The organism is Pseudomonas sp. MUP55 (genome assembly GCF_034043515.1).
Taxonomy (GTDB): Bacteria; Pseudomonadota; Gammaproteobacteria; order Pseudomonadales; family Pseudomonadaceae; genus Aquipseudomonas.
Map to the genome: position 1 here is coordinate 1394548 of NZ_CP138214.1, position 17148 is coordinate 1411695.

Annotated in this window: 14 protein-coding genes and 1 pseudogene; 11 read left to right on the forward strand and 4 right to left on the reverse strand. The window is 62.0% G+C overall.

What is annotated here, in order from left to right; all coding sequences use genetic code 11:
* Positions 1-16: 16 nt before the first annotated feature.
* The 3 genes from SC318_RS06210 to rimO all read right to left on the reverse strand — a co-directional run bounded on the left by SC318_RS06210 (position 17) and on the right by rimO (position 2737).
* Entirely contained in the window at positions 17-727 is a 711-nt protein-coding gene (locus tag SC318_RS06210; RefSeq protein ID WP_320430067.1) for an rRNA pseudouridine synthase, read from the reverse strand.
* Between the two features lie 103 nt (positions 728-830).
* Positions 831-1298 carry a GNAT family N-acetyltransferase gene (locus tag SC318_RS06215; RefSeq protein WP_320430068.1) on the reverse strand — a complete coding sequence of 156 codons (468 nt, stop codon included), beginning with the start codon at positions 1296-1298 and terminating at the stop codon, positions 831-833.
* A 98-nt stretch (positions 1299-1396) separates the two neighbouring features.
* Positions 1397-2737 (reverse strand): 30S ribosomal protein S12 methylthiotransferase RimO, encoded by a 1341-nt coding sequence (gene rimO, locus SC318_RS06220; protein WP_005785474.1) that lies wholly within the window; start codon positions 2735-2737, stop codon positions 1397-1399.
* Positions 2738-3024: 287 nt separating this feature from the next.
* Between rimO and SC318_RS06225 the strand changes: the two genes are divergently transcribed.
* The 4 genes and pseudogenes from SC318_RS06225 to SC318_RS26980 all read left to right on the forward strand — a co-directional run.
* Complete coding sequence (locus SC318_RS06225; protein WP_320430069.1) at positions 3025-4926, forward strand: potassium transporter Kup; 1902 nt, start codon at positions 3025-3027, stop codon at positions 4924-4926.
* 136 nt (positions 4927-5062) lie between these two features.
* Positions 5063-6169 (forward strand): NADH:flavin oxidoreductase/NADH oxidase, encoded by a 1107-nt coding sequence (locus SC318_RS06230; RefSeq protein ID WP_320430070.1) that lies wholly within the window; start codon positions 5063-5065, stop codon positions 6167-6169.
* A 303-nt stretch (positions 6170-6472) separates the two neighbouring features.
* Positions 6473-6658 (forward strand): hypothetical protein, encoded by a 186-nt coding sequence (locus SC318_RS06235; protein WP_320430071.1) that lies wholly within the window; start codon positions 6473-6475, stop codon positions 6656-6658.
* Between the two features lie 17 nt (positions 6659-6675).
* Positions 6676-6771 (forward strand): annotated as a pseudogene (locus SC318_RS26980) (N-acetyltransferase); the annotation flags it as partial.
* A 41-nt stretch (positions 6772-6812) separates the two neighbouring features.
* On the opposite strand, the gene SC318_RS06240 reads toward SC318_RS26980, so the two are convergent.
* Positions 6813-8438, reverse strand: a complete 1626-nt coding sequence (locus SC318_RS06240) for a glucan biosynthesis protein D (RefSeq protein WP_320430072.1) — start codon at positions 8436-8438, stop codon at positions 6813-6815.
* A gap of 302 nt (positions 8439-8740) precedes the next feature.
* Here SC318_RS06240 and SC318_RS06245 point away from each other — a divergent pair, with 302 nt between their 5' ends.
* From SC318_RS06245 to SC318_RS06275, 7 genes are all read left to right on the forward strand, one after another.
* Positions 8741-9448 (forward strand): tellurite resistance TerB family protein, encoded by a 708-nt coding sequence (locus SC318_RS06245; protein WP_320430073.1) that lies wholly within the window; start codon positions 8741-8743, stop codon positions 9446-9448.
* 291 nt (positions 9449-9739) lie between these two features.
* Positions 9740-11362: a methyl-accepting chemotaxis protein gene (locus SC318_RS06250; protein ID WP_320430074.1), complete on the forward strand. Its 1623-nt coding sequence runs from the start codon at positions 9740-9742 to the stop codon at positions 11360-11362.
* Positions 11362-11874 carry a chemotaxis protein CheW gene (locus SC318_RS06255; RefSeq protein WP_320430075.1) on the forward strand — a complete coding sequence of 171 codons (513 nt, stop codon included), beginning with the start codon at positions 11362-11364 and terminating at the stop codon, positions 11872-11874. Before SC318_RS06250 ends, SC318_RS06255 begins: the two co-directional genes overlap by 1 nt.
* Positions 11871-13130, forward strand: a complete 1260-nt coding sequence (locus tag SC318_RS06260) for a CheR family methyltransferase (protein WP_320430076.1) — start codon at positions 11871-11873, stop codon at positions 13128-13130. Before SC318_RS06255 ends, SC318_RS06260 begins: the two co-directional genes overlap by 4 nt.
* On the forward strand, positions 13127-13828 hold the full coding sequence (locus SC318_RS06265) for a chemotaxis protein CheW (protein ID WP_320430077.1): 702 nt from the start codon (positions 13127-13129) through the stop codon (positions 13826-13828). The genes SC318_RS06260 and SC318_RS06265 overlap by 4 nt, the downstream gene beginning before the upstream one ends.
* Positions 13825-16098: a hybrid sensor histidine kinase/response regulator gene (locus SC318_RS06270; protein ID WP_320430078.1), complete on the forward strand. Its 2274-nt coding sequence runs from the start codon at positions 13825-13827 to the stop codon at positions 16096-16098. The genes SC318_RS06265 and SC318_RS06270 overlap by 4 nt, the downstream gene beginning before the upstream one ends.
* Positions 16095-17105 carry a chemotaxis response regulator protein-glutamate methylesterase gene (locus SC318_RS06275; protein ID WP_320430079.1) on the forward strand — a complete coding sequence of 337 codons (1011 nt, stop codon included), beginning with the start codon at positions 16095-16097 and terminating at the stop codon, positions 17103-17105. The genes SC318_RS06270 and SC318_RS06275 overlap by 4 nt, the downstream gene beginning before the upstream one ends.
* Positions 17106-17148: the final 43 nt, after the last annotated feature.

A 17148-nucleotide genomic window follows, 5' to 3' on the forward strand; every position in this document is an offset into this window, starting at 1 on the left:
GGAAAAGGGTAACGGCCTAGAACTTCTCTTTGCCGGACAGATAACGCCATTGGCCCACCGGCACCTTGCCAATGGAGACGCCGCCGATGCGGATGCGACGGATGGCGATGACTTTCAGGCCAACGGCTTCGCAGAAGAGCGCGATCACCCCCGGCTGCGGGTTTTTCAGCGCAAAACGCAGGCGGTTTTCGTTCTGCCAGCTGGCTTTCACGGCTGGCAGCTCCTTGCCTTTGTAGGTCAGGCCGTGGTTCAGGCGGTTGAGGCCGTGGGCCACCATGTCGCCTTCGACTTCAACCACGTATTCCTGCTCGATCTTGGCGGCATCGGCGGTCAACTTGCGCAGGATTTTCCAATGCTGGGTGAACACCAGCAGGCCGCTGGCCTTGGCTTGCAGGTCGGCGCTGGCGGTCAGGCGCAGGAAGTGGCCCTTGAGCGGGCGCTTGCTGAAGCGGTGTTCTTCCGACAGGGTCTCGGCGCTGATCGACGCCATGGCGGTCTCGGCATCCATGCCAGCCGGGGCGTGCAGCAGGATGGTCACCGGCTCCGGCACGGTGGCTTTGGCGTCGGGATCGAGCTCGACCTTCTGGGTCGTCACCTTGAACTGCGGTTCGTCGATCACTTCACCGTCCACCGAGACCCAGCCGCCTTCGATAAACAGCTCAGCCTCCCGACGGGAGCAACCGACCAGCTCGATAAGGCGTTTGGAGAGGCGTATGGGGTCAGTCATGACAAGGGGCCGTAACAAAATGGGGCAGCTATTGTACCTGTGTAGGGCCGGTTAATCCCGGTCCCATTTCAGTGCTGGCGCTTTTTGTGCAAGCTGCATTGCGTCAGCCACTGTGCGCCTGCTGCTGGCGCAGACGCATGTGGAGCAGCGGATAGGGCTGGCCCAGGCCGTCATGTTCCGTACGTGCGATCACCTCGAAGCCCAGCTTGAGGTAAAAGCCCAGTGCCTGCGGGTTCTGCTCGTTGACTTCAAGCTCATCGGCATTCAGGTGCTCGATCGCATAGTGCAGCAATTGCCGTCCAAGCCCCTGGCCCCGATGGTGCGGGTCGATGAACAGCATTTCGACCTTGCCCGCGGCCACACCGGCAAACCCGGTGATGCGTTGGTTCGTGTCCCTGGTGCAGATCAGCATCACCTTGTCCAGGTAATGGGTCAGCACCAGATTCCTCAGCAGCTCTATGTAGCTGTCCGGCAAAAAATCGTGGGTGGCCCGGACAGAGGACTCCCAGATGTCCGTCAATCTTTGATAATCGCTGGTGTTTGGTGTGTGGATAACCGAATGCCGACGCATGCTCGCTGCCCCTGCCGATGAATGTCCATTTGGCAAACGATAGACGTAAAAAAGCCCCGCATCTTGATCAGGTGCAGGGCTTTTTACGTTATCGGCAATCAGTCGCGCTTTTCAGCCCACAAGTCGTACTCGTCGGCATCGGTGACGGTGCACCACACCTTGTCGCCCGGCTTCAAACCACTGGCATCGTCGATAAACACGTTACCGTCGATTTCCGGCGCATCGAAGAAGCAACGGCCAACGGCGCCTTGTTCGTCGACTTCGTCGATCAGCACTTCGATTTCCTTGCCGATGCGCAGTTGCAGGCGTGCCGAGCTGATGGCCTGCTGGTGCGCCATGAAACGCTCCCAACGGTCCTGCTTGACGTCATCCGGCACCACGGCCAGGTCCAGCAGGTTGGCCGGAGCACCTTCCACCGGCGAGTACTGGAAGCAGCCGACGCGGTCCAGCTGGGCCTCGGTCAGCCAGTCCAGCAGGTACTGGAAGTCTTCCTCGGTTTCGCCGGGGAAGCCGACGATGAAGGTCGAGCGGATGATCAGTTCCGGGCAGATTTCGCGCCAGTTCTTGATGCGCGCCAGGGTCTTGTCTTCGAAGGCCGGGCGTTTCATGGCCTTGAGCACTTTCGGGCTGGCGTGCTGGAACGGGATGTCCAGGTACGGCAGGATCTTGCCGGCGGCCATCAGCGGGATCAGCTCGTCTACGTGCGGGTACGGGTAAACATAGTGCAGGCGCACCCACACACCCAGGCTGCTGAGCGCTTCGCAGAGCTCGGTCATGCGGGTTTTCACCGGCGCGCCATTCCAGAAGCCGGTGCGATATTTAACGTCGACGCCATAGGCGCTGGTGTCCTGGGAAATCACCAGCAGCTCTTTCACGCCGGATTTGACCAGGCGCTGGGCTTCGTCCAGCACGTCGCCGACCGGGCGGCTGACCAGCTTGCCGCGCATCGACGGGATGATGCAGAAGCTGCAGCTGTGGTTGCAGCCTTCGGAAATCTTCAGGTAGGCGTAGTGGCGCGGCGTCAGCTTGATGCCTTGCGGCGGCACCAGGTCGATCAGCGGGTTGTGGTCCTGACGTGGCGGCACCACGTCGTGCACCGCGTTGACCACTTGCTCGTACTGCTGCGGGCCGGTCACGGCAAGCACGCTGGGGTGCACGTTGCGGATATTGCCTTCTTCCACGCCCATGCAGCCGGTCACGATGACCTTGCCGTTTTCCTTGATGGCTTCGCCGATCACTTCCAGGGACTCAGCCTTGGCCGAGTCGATGAAGCCACAGGTGTTGACCACCACCACGTCCGCGTCCTGGTAAGTGGACACGACGTCATATCCTTCCATGCGCAGTTGCGTGAGAATGCGCTCGGAGTCGACCAGAGCCTTCGGGCAACCCAGGGAAACAAAGCCAACCTTGGGGTTGGCTTTTGCGATGGTGGTGGACATGTCTAACCTCGGTATTGAATGACGCCGCCACCGTGAAGGGCAGGCAGCGGACGGGCGCTCGGTGCGCCTCTGATCAAAAAGTGCGCAATTCTAGCGGCGGGCAACGCGCTTGACCAGCTTTATGCAGGGAAATGCGACGAGTGCTGCGCTATGCTTCGCGCCGTTGCGCGTAAGTAAAAACCTAACGTCAACAAAACGTCTGTTACGAGAAGTAAAACAGCGCATGCTAGGGTCAGTTTGAGCACGTTGTTTATAAGAGACCTCAGGTCAAAAGGCAGGAGTGGTTGATGGGTCAGGCAAGCAGTCAGGCAGCGGGTGCCGAGCATTCGAACGCTAAACCGATTGGCATGCTGGTAGCAGCTGTCGGGGTGGTGTATGGCGATATCGGCACCAGCCCGCTTTACACCCTTAAAGAGGTGTTCAACGGCGGTTATGGAGTGCAGGTCAACCATGACGGCGTATTGGGGATCCTGGCGCTGATCTTCTGGTCGCTGATCTGGGTCGTATCGATCAAATACATGCTGTTCGTGCTGCGCGCCGATAACCAGGGCGAGGGCGGCATCATGGCGTTGACCGCCCTGGCACGCCGGGCGGCAGGCACGCGCAGGAAATTGCGCAGCTTTCTGGTGGTGTGCGGCCTGTGCGGCGCGGCGCTGTTTTACGGCGACAGCATGATCACTCCGGCGATCTCCGTGTTGTCGGCAATCGAAGGCCTGGAGCTGGCATTCGACGGCCTGGAAAAATGGGTCGTGCCCATGGCGCTGGTGGTGCTGGTGGCGCTGTTCCTGATCCAGAAACACGGCACCGACCGTATCGGCAAGCTGTTCGGGCCGGTAATGGTCACCTGGTTTCTGGTGCTGGGTGGCCTGGGCGTGTATGGCATCACCTTGCACCCCGAAGTGCTCAGCGCGTTGAACCCGATGTGGGCGGTGCGCTTCTTCGAGGCTCACCCCGGCATCGGCGTGGCCATCCTCGGCGCGGTGGTGCTGGCACTGACCGGTGCCGAAGCGCTGTACGCCGACATGGGCCACTTCGGCCGCAAACCCATCGCCCGCGCCTGGTTCATCCTGGTGTTGCCGGCGCTGGTGCTCAACTATTTCGGTCAGGGCGCCATGTTGCTGGGCGATCCGGAAGCGGCTCGCAACCCGTTCTACCTGCTGGCGCCGAGCTGGGCGCTGATCCCCCTGGTGGTGCTGTCGACCCTGGCCACGGTGATCGCCTCCCAGGCGGTGATTTCCGGTGCGTTCTCGTTGACGCGCCAGGCGATCCAGCTGGGTTATATCCCACGCATGCACATCCAACACACCTCCAGCGCCGAACAGGGCCAGATCTACATTGGCGCGGTGAACTGGTCGCTGATGGTCGGTGTGATTCTGCTGGTGCTGGGCTTCGAATCCTCCGGTGCGCTGGCCTCAGCCTATGGCGTGGCGGTGACCGGCACCATGCTGATGACCACCATCCTGGTGTCGGCGGTGATGCTGCTGCTGTGGAAATGGCCACCGATCCTGGCGGTACCGGTGTTGCTCTGCTGCCTGTTGGTGGATGGGCTGTACTTTGCCGCCAACGTGCCGAAAATCATCCAGGGCGGTGCCTTCCCGGTATTGGCCGGTATCGTGCTGTTCGTGCTGATGACCACCTGGAAGCGCGGCAAGCAATTGCTCGTCGAGCGCCTCGACGAAGGCGGCCTGCCGCTGCCGATATTTATCAGCAGTATCCGCGTGCAGCCGCCCCATCGCGTACAGGGCACGGCGGTGTTCCTCACCGCGCGGCCCGACGCCGTGCCCCATGCGCTGTTGCACAACCTGCTGCATAACCAGGTGCTGCACGAGCAAGTGGTGCTGCTGACGGTGGTCTACGAAGACATCCCGCGTGTGCCCGCGACGCGGCGTTTCGAAGTGGATGCCTATGGCGAGGGGTTCTTTCGCGTGATCCTGCACTTCGGCTTTACCGATGAGCCGGATGTGCCCGAGGCGCTGAAGCTGTGCCACCTGGATGAACTGGATTTCAGCCCGATGCGCACCACCTACTTCCTCAGCCGTGAAACCGTGATCGCTTCGCGCATCAAAGGCATGGCCCGTTGGCGCGAAGCGTTGTTCGCCTTCATGTTGAAAAACGCCAACGGCAACCTGCGCTTCTTCAAACTCCCGGTCAACCGGGTGATCGAGCTGGGCACCCAGGTCGAAATGTAAGGCGCTGCACTGCGGGAGCCGGCAATCGGCTCCCGGTTCACTTCTGAACCCTGTGCAATCGGTTGTTGTCGACTAGGCTCTAAGCACCATGAAAGAGAGCCTTGGAGCTTGCCCACAGAACCCGAAGAGGTGCGCCATGAGTCAGCTGCTCGAACCCTATACCCTGCGTCAACTCACCCTGCTCAACCGCATCGCGGTATCACCGATGTGCCAATACTCAAGCGAGGATGGCCTGGCCAATGACTGGCATCTGGTGCATCTGGGCAGCCGCGCCGTCGGTGGCGCCGGGTTGATTTTTACCGAAGCCACCGCCGTGACCGCCGATGGCCGTATCACTGCCCAGGACCTCGGGCTGTGGAAGGACGAACAGATCGAACCGTTGCAACGCATTACCCGTTTCATTGCGGCGCAAGGCGCGGTGGCCGGTATCCAGTTGGCGCACGCCGGACGCAAGGCCAGCACTTACCGGCCATGGATCGGCAAGCATGGCAGCGTCAAGCCACAAGACGGCGGCTGGGTGCCGGTAGGCCCATCGCCCATCGCATTCGACCCGCAGCACACCCAACCCAAACCGCTGGACGAAGGGCAGATCCAGCAAGTGATCGCCAATTTTGTCGCCGCTGCCAAGCGTGCCTTGACGGCCGGCTTTGAAGTGGTGGAGATTCATGCCGCCCACGGCTACCTGCTGCATCAGTTCCTGTCGCCCATCAGCAACCAGCGTCAGGACCAGTATGGCGGCTCCTTCGAAAACCGCATCCGCCTGGTCCTGGAAGTGACCCGCGCGGTACGCGAGGTCTGGCCCCAGGACCTGCCGCTGTTTGTGCGCGTATCAGCCACCGACTGGGTGGAAGACGGCTGGAACCCGGATGAGACCGTCGAACTGGCGCGCCGCCTGAAAGATCTCGGCGTGGACCTGATCGACGTGTCCTCCGGTGGCACCGCCGCCAACGCCGAAATCCCCACCGGCCCCGGCTACCAGACGCGCTTTGCCGAGCGTGTGCGCAAAGAGTCGGGTATCGCCACGGGCACGGTCGGCATGATCACCGAACCGGCCCAGGCCGAACATATCCTGCGCACCTGTCAGGCCGATATCATCTTCCTCGCCCGCGAGCTGTTGCGCGACCCTTACTGGCCGCTGCACGCCGACGATGACCTGGGCGGGCGCAAGGCGACCTGGCCGGCGCAATATCAGCGGGCTACGCACCGCGACCAGCCGATTCATGAGTCCGATCTCAGGGATTGACCCCTTCGCCTATTCCTACAGAAACCCACCCTGAGACGGTGGGTTTTTTTTGCGCCGAGTGACGAGTCCGGCCTGTTTATCGGCATGCGTATGGGAATCGACTGTAGGTATTTATTACCCAAGTAATTATTTAAGTGAATACTCTAAAAAAATCCCACACGTAACCAGATTGTTTCTACGCTTCAAGGTAAGCCTGACTTCCGGCCCGGGAAGTCAGTCGGTTCGCCCATGGAGCTTTACGCTTCACGGCAGGCGGGTAATGGGCAGCAGGAGTATTGGGATCCATTTCAGGAGAAGCAGTCCATGGCCAAGTCCTATGGTGTAGCGGGTGTGGTGGTGTCTTTTCTGACCCGCAGGATGTCCTTGCGTGGCGGCAGGTTGAGTTCGGATGAAGCCGAACTGCTGGCGCAATATCGCGCCCTGACCGAGAGCGATCAGGTTGCGATGCGTTATCTGATTGGGGCGATGAAAACCGTGTCACGGTTCTGAATGACGAAGCGGGCTAACTGTGGCGAGGGAGCTTGCTCCCGCTGGGCCGCGAAGCGGCCCCAAACAATGGGACTGCTGCGCAGTCCAGCGGGAGCAAGCTCCCTCGCCACAGATGATTGCCCGCTGTTGCTGCTTCTAGCTGACTGGCAGGGTGTCAGGTGTACTTGCGCTTGTCCGGCGCGGGCGGGAAGTACTGATACAGCCAGGTTTCACTCAAGGTGCGGTCCTGGGTACGGATAAACAGGCGCAGCTCCACCGGCTCGACGCTGTCGCTGGTGGGGTACCAGTCGAACAGAATGCGATAGCCCTTGATGTTATCGAGCACCAGCACGCTGAAATCCTTGACCTCGCCGTGGGAGCAGGTGACCACCGGCTCGATGCCCGTGCCGGCTGGCAAACGGTCCAGGCCGCCGCCCTTGAAGTCCACGGCAAAGCGACGCGCCCATACCTCTGGGTAATGCTCGCCGGGCGCCCAACCTTCGGTAAATCCCCCCATGCCTGAGCGGGTCGCGTCGACCTGGGCCAGCGGTGTGCTCACCGGCGGCAGGGCGCTCCAGTAGAGTTTGTAGCCGTAATTGAGCGAATCACCGGCCGCCACGGGTTTTTTCGGGGTCCAGAAGGCCACGATGTTATCCAGGGTTTCGCCGGTGGTCGGGATTTCCAGCAGGTCGATCGAACCTTCGCCCCAGGCGGTGGTGGGTTCTACCCACAGGCTTGGGCGCTTGCTGTACCAGTCCACGGTGTCCTGGTAGCTGGCGAACTCATGGTCGGTCTGCACCAGGCCAAAACCCTTGGGGTTGGTGTCGGCAAAAGCGTTGAATTGCAGCTTGGCCGGGTTGTTCAGCGGGCGGCAGATCCACTCGCCGTTACCGCGCCACATGGCCAGTCGGTCCGAGTCGTGGATTTGAGGGTGAATGGTGTCGCACATGCGGCGTTCGTGGGTACCGCAACTGAACATGCTGGTCATCGGCGCAATACCCAATTGTTCGATGGCGGTGCGCGCATTGATGTGCGCGTCGATGGCCATCACCACTTGATTGGCCTGGCAGTCGATGTCAAAGCGGTAGGCGCCGGTTGCGCTGGGCGAGTCGAGCAGGGCGTAGACCACGAAGTGGGTGGCGTCCTTGTCCGGGGTTTCGAACCAGAACTGCGTGAAGTCAGGAAACTCTTCACGTTTTTTCGCGTAGGTATCAATCGCCAGGCCGCGCGCGGACAGGCCGTACTGGCCGGTGGCATCCACGGCACGGAAGTAGCTGGCACCCAGAAACGACAACACGTCATGACGGTCCAGTTCGGGCGCCTTGAACAGTTTGAATCCGGAAAAACCCAGATCGCCGGTCAGCTGTTTGGTGTCGACCGTGGTTTTTTCATAGTTGAACAGCGAAGGGCGAAAATGCACTTCGCGGGCCTCGCGGGTCTTGGGATCGACGCTGTGCATGCGCACCGGCGTCTTGAAACCCATGCCCACGTGGAAGAACTGAACGTCCAATTGGCCCTTCAGCTCTTTCCACAGCGAGTGGTTGCCGTCATAGCCAATGGCGTTGAAATTTTGCGGGGTCATGGTCGCCAGGGTCGGCGGCAGCACCTGTTTGGTGTCTTTGTACGCGGTGCCGGCGAGCTGCTTGGCCTGGGCTTTGAGCGCTTCGAAATCGAACGCCACGGCCTTGCCATCGGCGGCACGGTTCCCGGCCCAGGCCTGCGCGGCCAGCAGGCCACTGGCCGACAAACCTGTGTAAGCCGCAATGGCCATGGATGCTTTGAGCAAATTCCTGCGATGCATAGAGACAACCTGTCGTGAGCAAATCCCGCGCCGTTCCTGGCACGTAATGGATCAGAAATAACGGTTCGGACATGCCTTCGGCCAAACGCAACGGACAACTAACAGACGCCGGATAGCTTAAGCGGTTCGATGATGAAGGAAAAATCATTGATGGCGGGATGATGGCGTCGCACTGCAACAAGACATTTCAGGTGCAGGGTAGGGCGTTACATCTGGAAGCACTCTAGATGAGGGCCTTTTGGCACTTAGTTTTACGCTGGGGGCCTATTGGTCCTACGAACCCAAGTATCTGGAGGTTGTGAATGAACACCCGTGGATTGCTCGATCAGTTGCTCAAGTCTGGTCAGGACATGTTGCAGAACAAGGCTGGCGGCCAACGCCCATCGGCCGACAAAGGTGCGCTCGGCGGGCTGCTTGGCGGCGGTGGGCTTGGCAGTTTGCTTGGTGGCGCAGGCGGTGGTGCGCTGGCGGCGGGCGCCATGGGTTTGCTGCTGGGCAATAAAAAAGCGCGAAAATTCGGCGGCAAGGCCCTGACCTACGGAGGCCTGGCCGCCCTGGGGGTGATTGCCTACAAAGCCTATGGCAATTGGCAGGCGCAACAGGCCAGTGCGCCCCAAGGCGAACCACAAACCATCGACCGCCTGCCGCCAGCCCAGGTCGAGCAACACAGCCAGGGCATTCTCAAGGCACTGGTCGCTGCCGCCAAGGCCGACGGGCATGTGGATGAGCGTGAGCGCGCGTTGATCGAAGGCGAGTTCACCAAACTCGACAACGACCGCGAACTGCAAACCTGGCTGCACGCCGAATTGAACAAACCCCTGGACCCCACTGACGTAGCCCGCGCTGCCAGCACGCCGGAAATGGCCGCCGAGATGTACATCGCCAGCGTGATGCTGGTGGACGAGGAAAACTTCATGGAGAAGGCCTACCTGGACGAACTGGCGCGCCAACTCAAACTGGAGCCGGGTTTGAAGGCAGAGCTGGAGAAGCAGGTGCGCCTGAACACATGACCCGTTCTGGCACGTGACAAGATCGTTCCCACGCTCCCGCGTGGGAATGCAGTCCGTGAAGCTCTGCGTCACCTATTCGCAATGCCCCGAACCTGCAGCCTTAGTGGCGGGAAGCGGAGCGTCCCAAGAGCCATTCCCATGCAGAGCGTGGGGACGATCCTCACAGGTTACTGTTTATACTTTCGCAGGCCCACGGGGGGACTTTGTGTGCACGCCTCAAAAGCGTTGATAAACGCGGGCATCCGCTCAGCTATACTCCCCTCCATTTGAACGGCCCTGCGAGGAATTACTGTGAAGAACTGGACCCTGCGCCAACGGATTTTGGCGAGCTTTGCGGTAATTATCGCGATCATGCTGCTGATGGTCGTGCTCTCGTATTCGCGCCTGTTGAAAATCGAAACCAGCGAGATCCTGGTCCGGGACGACGCCGTGCCTGGCGTATTTTTCAGCTCGATGATTCGCAGCGCCTGGGTCGACAGCTACCTGCAAACCCAGGAGTTGGTCGGGATTCACCGGAATCAGGGCATTTCCGACGACGACAAACAGGACTACAAGGCGTTCGAGGAGCGCCTCGAGCAATACATGGTGAGCTACACCAAGACGGTCAGTCTGGGGCAGGACCGTACCCAATACGATGCCTTCGAAAAGATGCACCAGAGCTATAACCAGGCCCTCGCCAAAGTGCTTGAGGCGCAGCAGAGCAACAATGCCGCCGAGGCACTCAGGTTGTTCAACGAGCAGTTGACCCCCGTCTGGGTCGCAGGCCGCACCAAGCTCAATGACATTATCCGCGAAAACAAACAGGTCGCCGACGACGCCACTGCGGCCATCGACAATGCCGTCGAGGCGGCAAAGATCAGCATGGGCGTCTCGCTGCTGCTGGCGATTATTGCCGCTGCGCTGTGTGGCCTGCTGTTGATGCGCGCGATCATGGCGCCGATGAAGCGCATCGTCGACATCCTCGAAACCATGCGCACCGGCGACCTGAGCAAGCGCCTGAACCTGGAGCGCAAGGATGAATTCAACGCGGTCGAAACCGGCTTCAACGACATGATGACCGAGCTGACCGCCCTGGTGTCCCAGGCGCAGCGCTCGTCGGTGCAGGTCACGACGTCGGTGACCGAGATTGCCGCCACCTCCAAGCAGCAACAGGCCACCGCGACCGAAACGGCGGCCACCACCACCGAAATCGGCGCCACGTCCCGTGAAATTGCCGCGACCTCCAAGGACCTGGTGCGCACCATGACCGAAGTGTCCACCGCCGCCGACCAGGCCTCGGTCGCCGCCGGTTCCGGCCAGCAGGGCCTGGCGCGCATGGAAGAAACCATGCATTCGGTCATGGGCGCGGCCGACCTTGTCAACGCCAAGCTGGCGATCCTTAATGAAAAGGCCGGCAACATCAACCAGGTGGTGGTGACCATCGTCAAGGTGGCTGACCAGACCAACCTGCTGTCCCTCAACGCTGCCATTGAGGCCGAGAAGGCCGGTGAATACGGGCGCGGTTTTGCCGTGGTCGCCACCGAAGTACGCCGCCTGGCCGACCAGACCGCCGTGGCGACCTACGACATCGAGCAGATGGTGCGTGAGATCCAGTCAGCGGTGTCGGCGGGCGTGATGGGCATGGACAAGTTCTCCGAAGAAGTGCGCCGAGGCATGTTCGAGGTGCAGCAAGTGGGCGAGCAGCTCTCGCAAATCATCCATCAGGTGCAGGCCCTCGCGCCGCGGGTGCTGATGGTCAATGAAGGCATGCAGGCCCAGGCCACTGGCGCCGAGCAGATCAATCACGCGTTGGTGCAACTAGGGGATGCCAGCAGCCAGACCGTGGAGTCCCTGCGCCAGGCCAGCTTTGCCATCGATGAACTGAGCCAGGTTGCGGTGGGTCTGCGCAGCGGCGTGTCGCGTTTCAAAGTCTGATGAGCGAGCTTGCGGTTAAACGCGGCGCCGCCCCGCCAGCGAAAAAGGCGCTGTTCCTGGTGTTCCACATCGCCAGTGAACGCTTTGCCCTGAAGGCCACGGAAGTGGTCGAAGTGCTGCCGCGCCTGCCGCTCAAACCCATCGCCCATGCCCCCGTGTGGGTGGCGGGCATCTTTGCCCATCGCGGCGCGCTGGTGCCGGTCATCGACCTGAGCGCCCTGACATTCGGCGCCGCGGCCCAGGCCCGCACCAGCACGCGGCTGGTGCTGGTCAATTATCAGCCACAGCCCTGGAGCGATCCGCGTTGGCTGGGGCTGATCCTGGAACAGGCCACCGACACCCTGCGTTGCGACCCCGCCGAATTCCAGCCTTATGGCCTGGATAACCGCCAGGCGCCCTACCTGGGGCCGGTGCGCGAAGATGCGCTGGGCTTGATGCAATGGATTGGCGTGGCCGAACTGTTGACCGATGAGGTGCGCGCCTTGCTGTTTTCCAACGAGTTGAGCCTATGAGCAGTGATCCGCGCTTCTCGGCCTTCCTGAAGGAACGCATCGGCCTGGACGTCGCCTCGGTGGGCGAGGCAATCATCGAGCGCGCGGTGCGCCAGCGTTGCCAGTTGTCCCAGGCGCAGACGGCGGATGCCTACTGGCAGCTCTTGCACAGCTCCCATGACGAGCAGCAGGCGCTGATCGAAGCAGTGATCGTTCCCGAAACCTGGTTTTTCCGCTATCCCGAGTCCTTCGCCACCCTGGCCCGCCTGGCGCACGCGCGATTGGCCGAGATCAAGCAGATGCGTGCCTTGCGCATTCTGAGCTTGCCGTGCTCCACCGGCGAAGAACCCTATTCGATTGCCATGGCCTTGCTCGACGCGGGGCTGGCGCCGCACCAGTTCAAAGTGCAGGGAATGGACGTCAGCCCGCTGTCTGTGGAACGTGCCCGCCGCGGCGTGTACGGCAAGAATTCGTTTCGCGGTGCCGATATCGAGTTTCGCGGCCGTCATTTCACTGAGGACGGCGGTGCTTACCGCATCAATGACCGGGTGCGTGAGCAGGTGCGCCTGCAAGTCGGCAACCTGCTCGACCCGGCCCTGCTGGCCAACGAGCCCGCCTACGACTTCGTATTTTGTCGCAACCTGCTGATCTACTTCGACCAGCCCACCCAGAAACAAGTCTTCGATGTGCTCAAGGAACTGACCCACGTCGACGGCGTGCTGTTTATCGGCCCGGCCGAAGGCGGTCTGCTGGGGCGCCACGGCATGCGCTCGATCGGTGTGCCGCAGTCCTTTGCATTCAGTCGGCATGTGGAGCCGGTCGCCCCCGCCCCGGTGTTTGTGCCGACGCCGGCCCCCAGGCCGCAGCGCAGTTCGGCGCCGGTAGCGCTCAAGCCGCGCCCGTTCAGTACGCTCAACGTCCGGCCGGCGCCGGTCATGGCGCCGCCTACCCAGGCCAGCGAGTTGCTCGACCAGATCGCCACCCTGGCCAATGAAGGCAAGAGTGAGCAAGCCCGTGCCGCCTGCGAGCGCTATTTGAGCAGCCATCCGCCGGCGGCATCGGTGTTCTATTGGCTGGGCTTGCTCAGCGATGTAGCCGGCAGCGCCCAAGAAGCCCAGAGTTATTACCGCAAAGCCTTGTACCTGGAACCGCAGCACCCGCAGGCCTTGATGCACCTGGCCGCGTTGCTTGAGTCCCAGGGCGACAGTGCCGGGGCGCGCCGTTTACAGGCGCGCGCCGCGCGTAGCGAGCGAGCTGACAGTGAGTTCAAACGATGACTAGCCCTGACGCGCTCGACACCTCGGGCCTGGACCTGACCCTGGCCGAAACCCAAGCCATCGACGACTGCTGGAACCGTATCGGCATTCATGGCAACAAATCCTGCCCGCTGCTGGCGGACCACATTCATTGCCGTAACTGCTCGGTGTATTCCGCCGCCGCCACGCGCCTGCTCGACCGCTATGCGCTGCAGCAGGACGACCAGCGTGCCCAGGCGGCTGAAGCAGTCGACAACCAGGTGGCCACCCGCTCCCTGCTGATGTTTCGCCTCGGTGAAGAGTGGCTTGGCATCGCCACCCGTTGCCTGGTGGAAGTGGCGCCATTGCAACCGATTCACTCGTTGCCGCACCAGCGCTCCCGGGCATTGCTGGGGGTGGCCAACGTACGCGGGGCATTGGTGGCCTGCCTGTCGTTGGTGGAGTTGCTCGGGCTGGACAGCAGCGGGCCCGGCGCCACGGGCGGGCGCATCATGCCGCGCATGCTGATCATCGCCGCGCAGGACGGCCCGGTGGTCGTGCCGGTGGACGAAGTGGATGGCATCCATGCCATCGATGAGCGCACCTTGAGCGCCGCGTCGGCCTCCGGTACCCAGGCCAGCGCGCGCTTCACTCAAGGCGTCTTGCAGTGGAAAGGCCGCAGCCTGCGTTGGTTGGACGAGGCCCAATTGCTGTCCGCCGTGACCCGGAGCCTCGCATGACCCCCGACCAGATGCGCGATGCCTCGCTGTTGGAACTGTTCAGCCTGGAAGCCGATGCGCAAACCCAGGTATTGAGCGCAGGTTTGCTGGCCCTGGAGCGCAACCCGACCCAGGCCGACCAGCTCGAGGCCTGCATGCGCGCCGCGCATTCGCTCAAGGGCGCGGCGCGGATTGTTGGCGTGGATGCTGGCGTCAGCGTGGCCCATGTCATGGAGGATTGCCTGGTCAGCGCCCAGGAGGGCCGGTTGTACCTGCAGCCCGAGCATATCGATGCGCTGCTGCAGGGCACGGACTTGCTGATGCGTATCGCCACCCCGGGCAATAACGTTGGGGCGGCGGATATCGAAGCCTATGTGGCGCTGATGGAGCGCTTGCTCGACCCGTCGCAACCCACCGCCATGGTCGCGCCGAAACCCGAGCCAGCACCGGCGCCGCCGATCGAAGCACTGCCGCCGGAGCCTGAGCCAGCGCCTGCCGTGATGAGCGAGCCGCCGCGCCAGGGCAAGCGTATGACCGAGGGCGGTGAGCGCGTGCTGCGGGTCACGGCCGAGCGCTTGAACAGCCTGTTGGACTTGTCCAGCAAATCGCTGGTGGAAACCCAGCGCCTCAAGCCGTACCTGGCCAGCATGCAGCGCCTCAAACGTATTCAAAGCAACAGCTTGCGTGCCCTGGACGCCCTGGATGGCCATCTCAAGGTCGTCGATTTGAACCTTGAGGCCCAGGAAGCTTTGGCTGATACCCGCCGCCTGTTGAGCGAAGCCCAGGCGCTGCTGGCGGAAAAAAATGCCGAGCTGGACGAATACGGCTGGCAGGCCGGCCAACGGGCCCAGGTGCTTTACGACACCGCACTGGCTTGCCGCATGCGCCCGTTTGCCGATGTGCTGGCCGGACAGGTGCGCATGGTGCGCGACCTTGGCCGCAGCCTGGGTAAGCAAGTGCGCCTGGAGATCGAGGGGGAAAAGACCCAGGTTGACCGCGACGTGCTGGAAAAGCTCGAGGCGCCACTGACGCACTTGCTACGCAATGCCGTCGACCATGGCATCGAAATGCCCGAGCAAAGGCTGCTGGCGGGCAAACCGGCGGAAGGTTTGATTCGCCTGCGCGCGTCGCACCAGGCCGGCCTGCTGGTGCTGGAATTGAGTGATGACGGTAACGGCGTCGATCTCGAGCGGCTGCGCGGCACTATTGTCGACCGGCATTTGTCGCCGGTGGAAACCGCGCTGCGCCTGAGCGAGGAGGAACTGCTGACGTTCCTGTTCCTGCCCGGTTTCAGCTTGCGCGACAAGGTGACCGAAGTATCCGGTCGCGGCGTGGGCCTGGATGCGGTGCAGCACATGGTGCGTCAGCTGCGCGGCGCAGTGGTGCTGGAGCAGACGGCAGGGCAGGGCAGTCGCTTTCATCTGGAGGTGCCGCTGACCTTGTCGGTGGTGCGCAGTCTGGTGGTGGAAGTCGGCGAAGAGGCCTATGCCTTCCCCCTGGCGCACATCGAGCGCATGTGCGACCTGGCGCCCGACGACATTGTGCAGTTGGAGGGACGCCAGCATTTCTGGCACGAGGGCCGGCACGTCGGCCTGGTCGCCGCCAGTCAGCTGTTGCAGCGTCCACCGGGGCAGACCCCTTCGGATACCTTGAAAGTGGTGGTGATCCGCGAACGCGATGCCGTGTACGGGATTGCCGTGGAGCGCTTTATCGGCGAGCGCACCCTGGTGGTGTTGCCGCTGGATGATCGCCTGGGCAAGGTCCAGGACATTTCCGCCGGCGCGTTGCTCGACGACGGCTCGGTGGTGTTGATCGTCGATGTTGAAGACATGCTGCGCTCGGTAGACAAGTTGCTTAACACCGGCCGCCTGGAACGTATCGCCCGGCGCAGCCAGCAGGCCGCCGAGGCACCGCGCAAGCGGGTGCTGGTGGTGGATGACTCGCTGACCGTGCGTGAGCTGCAGCGCAAGTTGTTGCTCAATCGCGGTTATGAAGTGGCGGTCGCGGTCGATGGCATGGATGGCTGGAACGCGTTGCGTTCCGAAGACTTCGACCTGCTTATCACTGACATTGATATGCCTCGCATGGATGGTATCGAATTGGTCACACTTTTGCGCCGTGACAGTCGCCTGCAATCGTTGCCGGTGATGGTGGTTTCCTATAAGGATCGTGAAGAAGACCGACGCCGAGGCCTCGACGCCGGCGCCGACTATTACCTGGCCAAAGCCAGCTTCCATGACGACGCCCTGCTCGACGCGGTGGTGGAGTTGATTGGAGGCGCCCGGGCATGAGGATCGCAATCGTCAATGACATGCCCATGGCCGTCGAGGCGTTGCGTCGCGCCTTGAGCTTCGAACCGGCCCATCAAGTGGTGTGGGTGGCCAGCAATGGTTTGGAGGCGGTGCAGCGTTGCGCTGAGGTGACCCCCGATCTGATCCTGATGGACCTGATCATGCCGGTGATGGACGGTGTGGAAGCCACCCGCCAGATCATGGCCGACACGCCTTGCCCGATTGTGATCGTCACCGTGGACCGACAGGCCAATGTCAGCCGCGTGTTTGAAGCCATGGGACACGGCGCGCTGGATGTGGTGGACACGCCGGCACTGGGCGTGGGAAACCCCCGGGATGCGGCGGCGCCGTTGTTGCGCAAAATCCTCAATATTGGCTGGCTGGTCGGTCAGCGTGGCAGCCGCGTGCGCGCTGAAACCGCCCCGCAGCGCAGTACCGGCAAGCGGCAAAGCCTGGTGGCCATTGGCTCGTCTGCGGGTGGCCCGGCGGCCCTGGAAATGCTGCTGAAGGCGTTGCCGCGTGATTTTCCCGCCGCCATCGTACTGGTCCAGCACGTGGACCAGGTGTTCGCCGCCGGTATGGCCGAGTGGTTGAGCAGCGCATCCGGCCTGCCGGTGCGCCTGGCCCGTGAAGGGGAGCCGCCGCAAAGTGGCGTGGTGTTGCTCGCTGGCACCAACCACCATATTCGCTTGTTGAAAAATGGCACGCTAGCCTATACCGCAGAGCCAGTGAACGAGATCTACCGGCCTTCGATCGATGTGTTTTTTGAAAGTGTCGCCAGCCATTGGAACGGTGACGCCGTCGGCGTATTGCTGACCGGCATGGGGCGCGACGGGGCCCAGGGCCTCAAGTTGATGCGGGAACAAGGATATTTGACCATCGCCCAGGACCAGCTCAGCTCGGCGGTGTATGGCATGCCCAAAGCGGCGGCGGCGATTGATGCCGCTGTTGAAATTCGCCCATTGGATAGAATTGCGCCCCGATTGCTGGAGGTCTTTGCAAAATGATCGACAACCTCCCGCCGTGCTGGTTTGCAGGTAGTAATTCAGG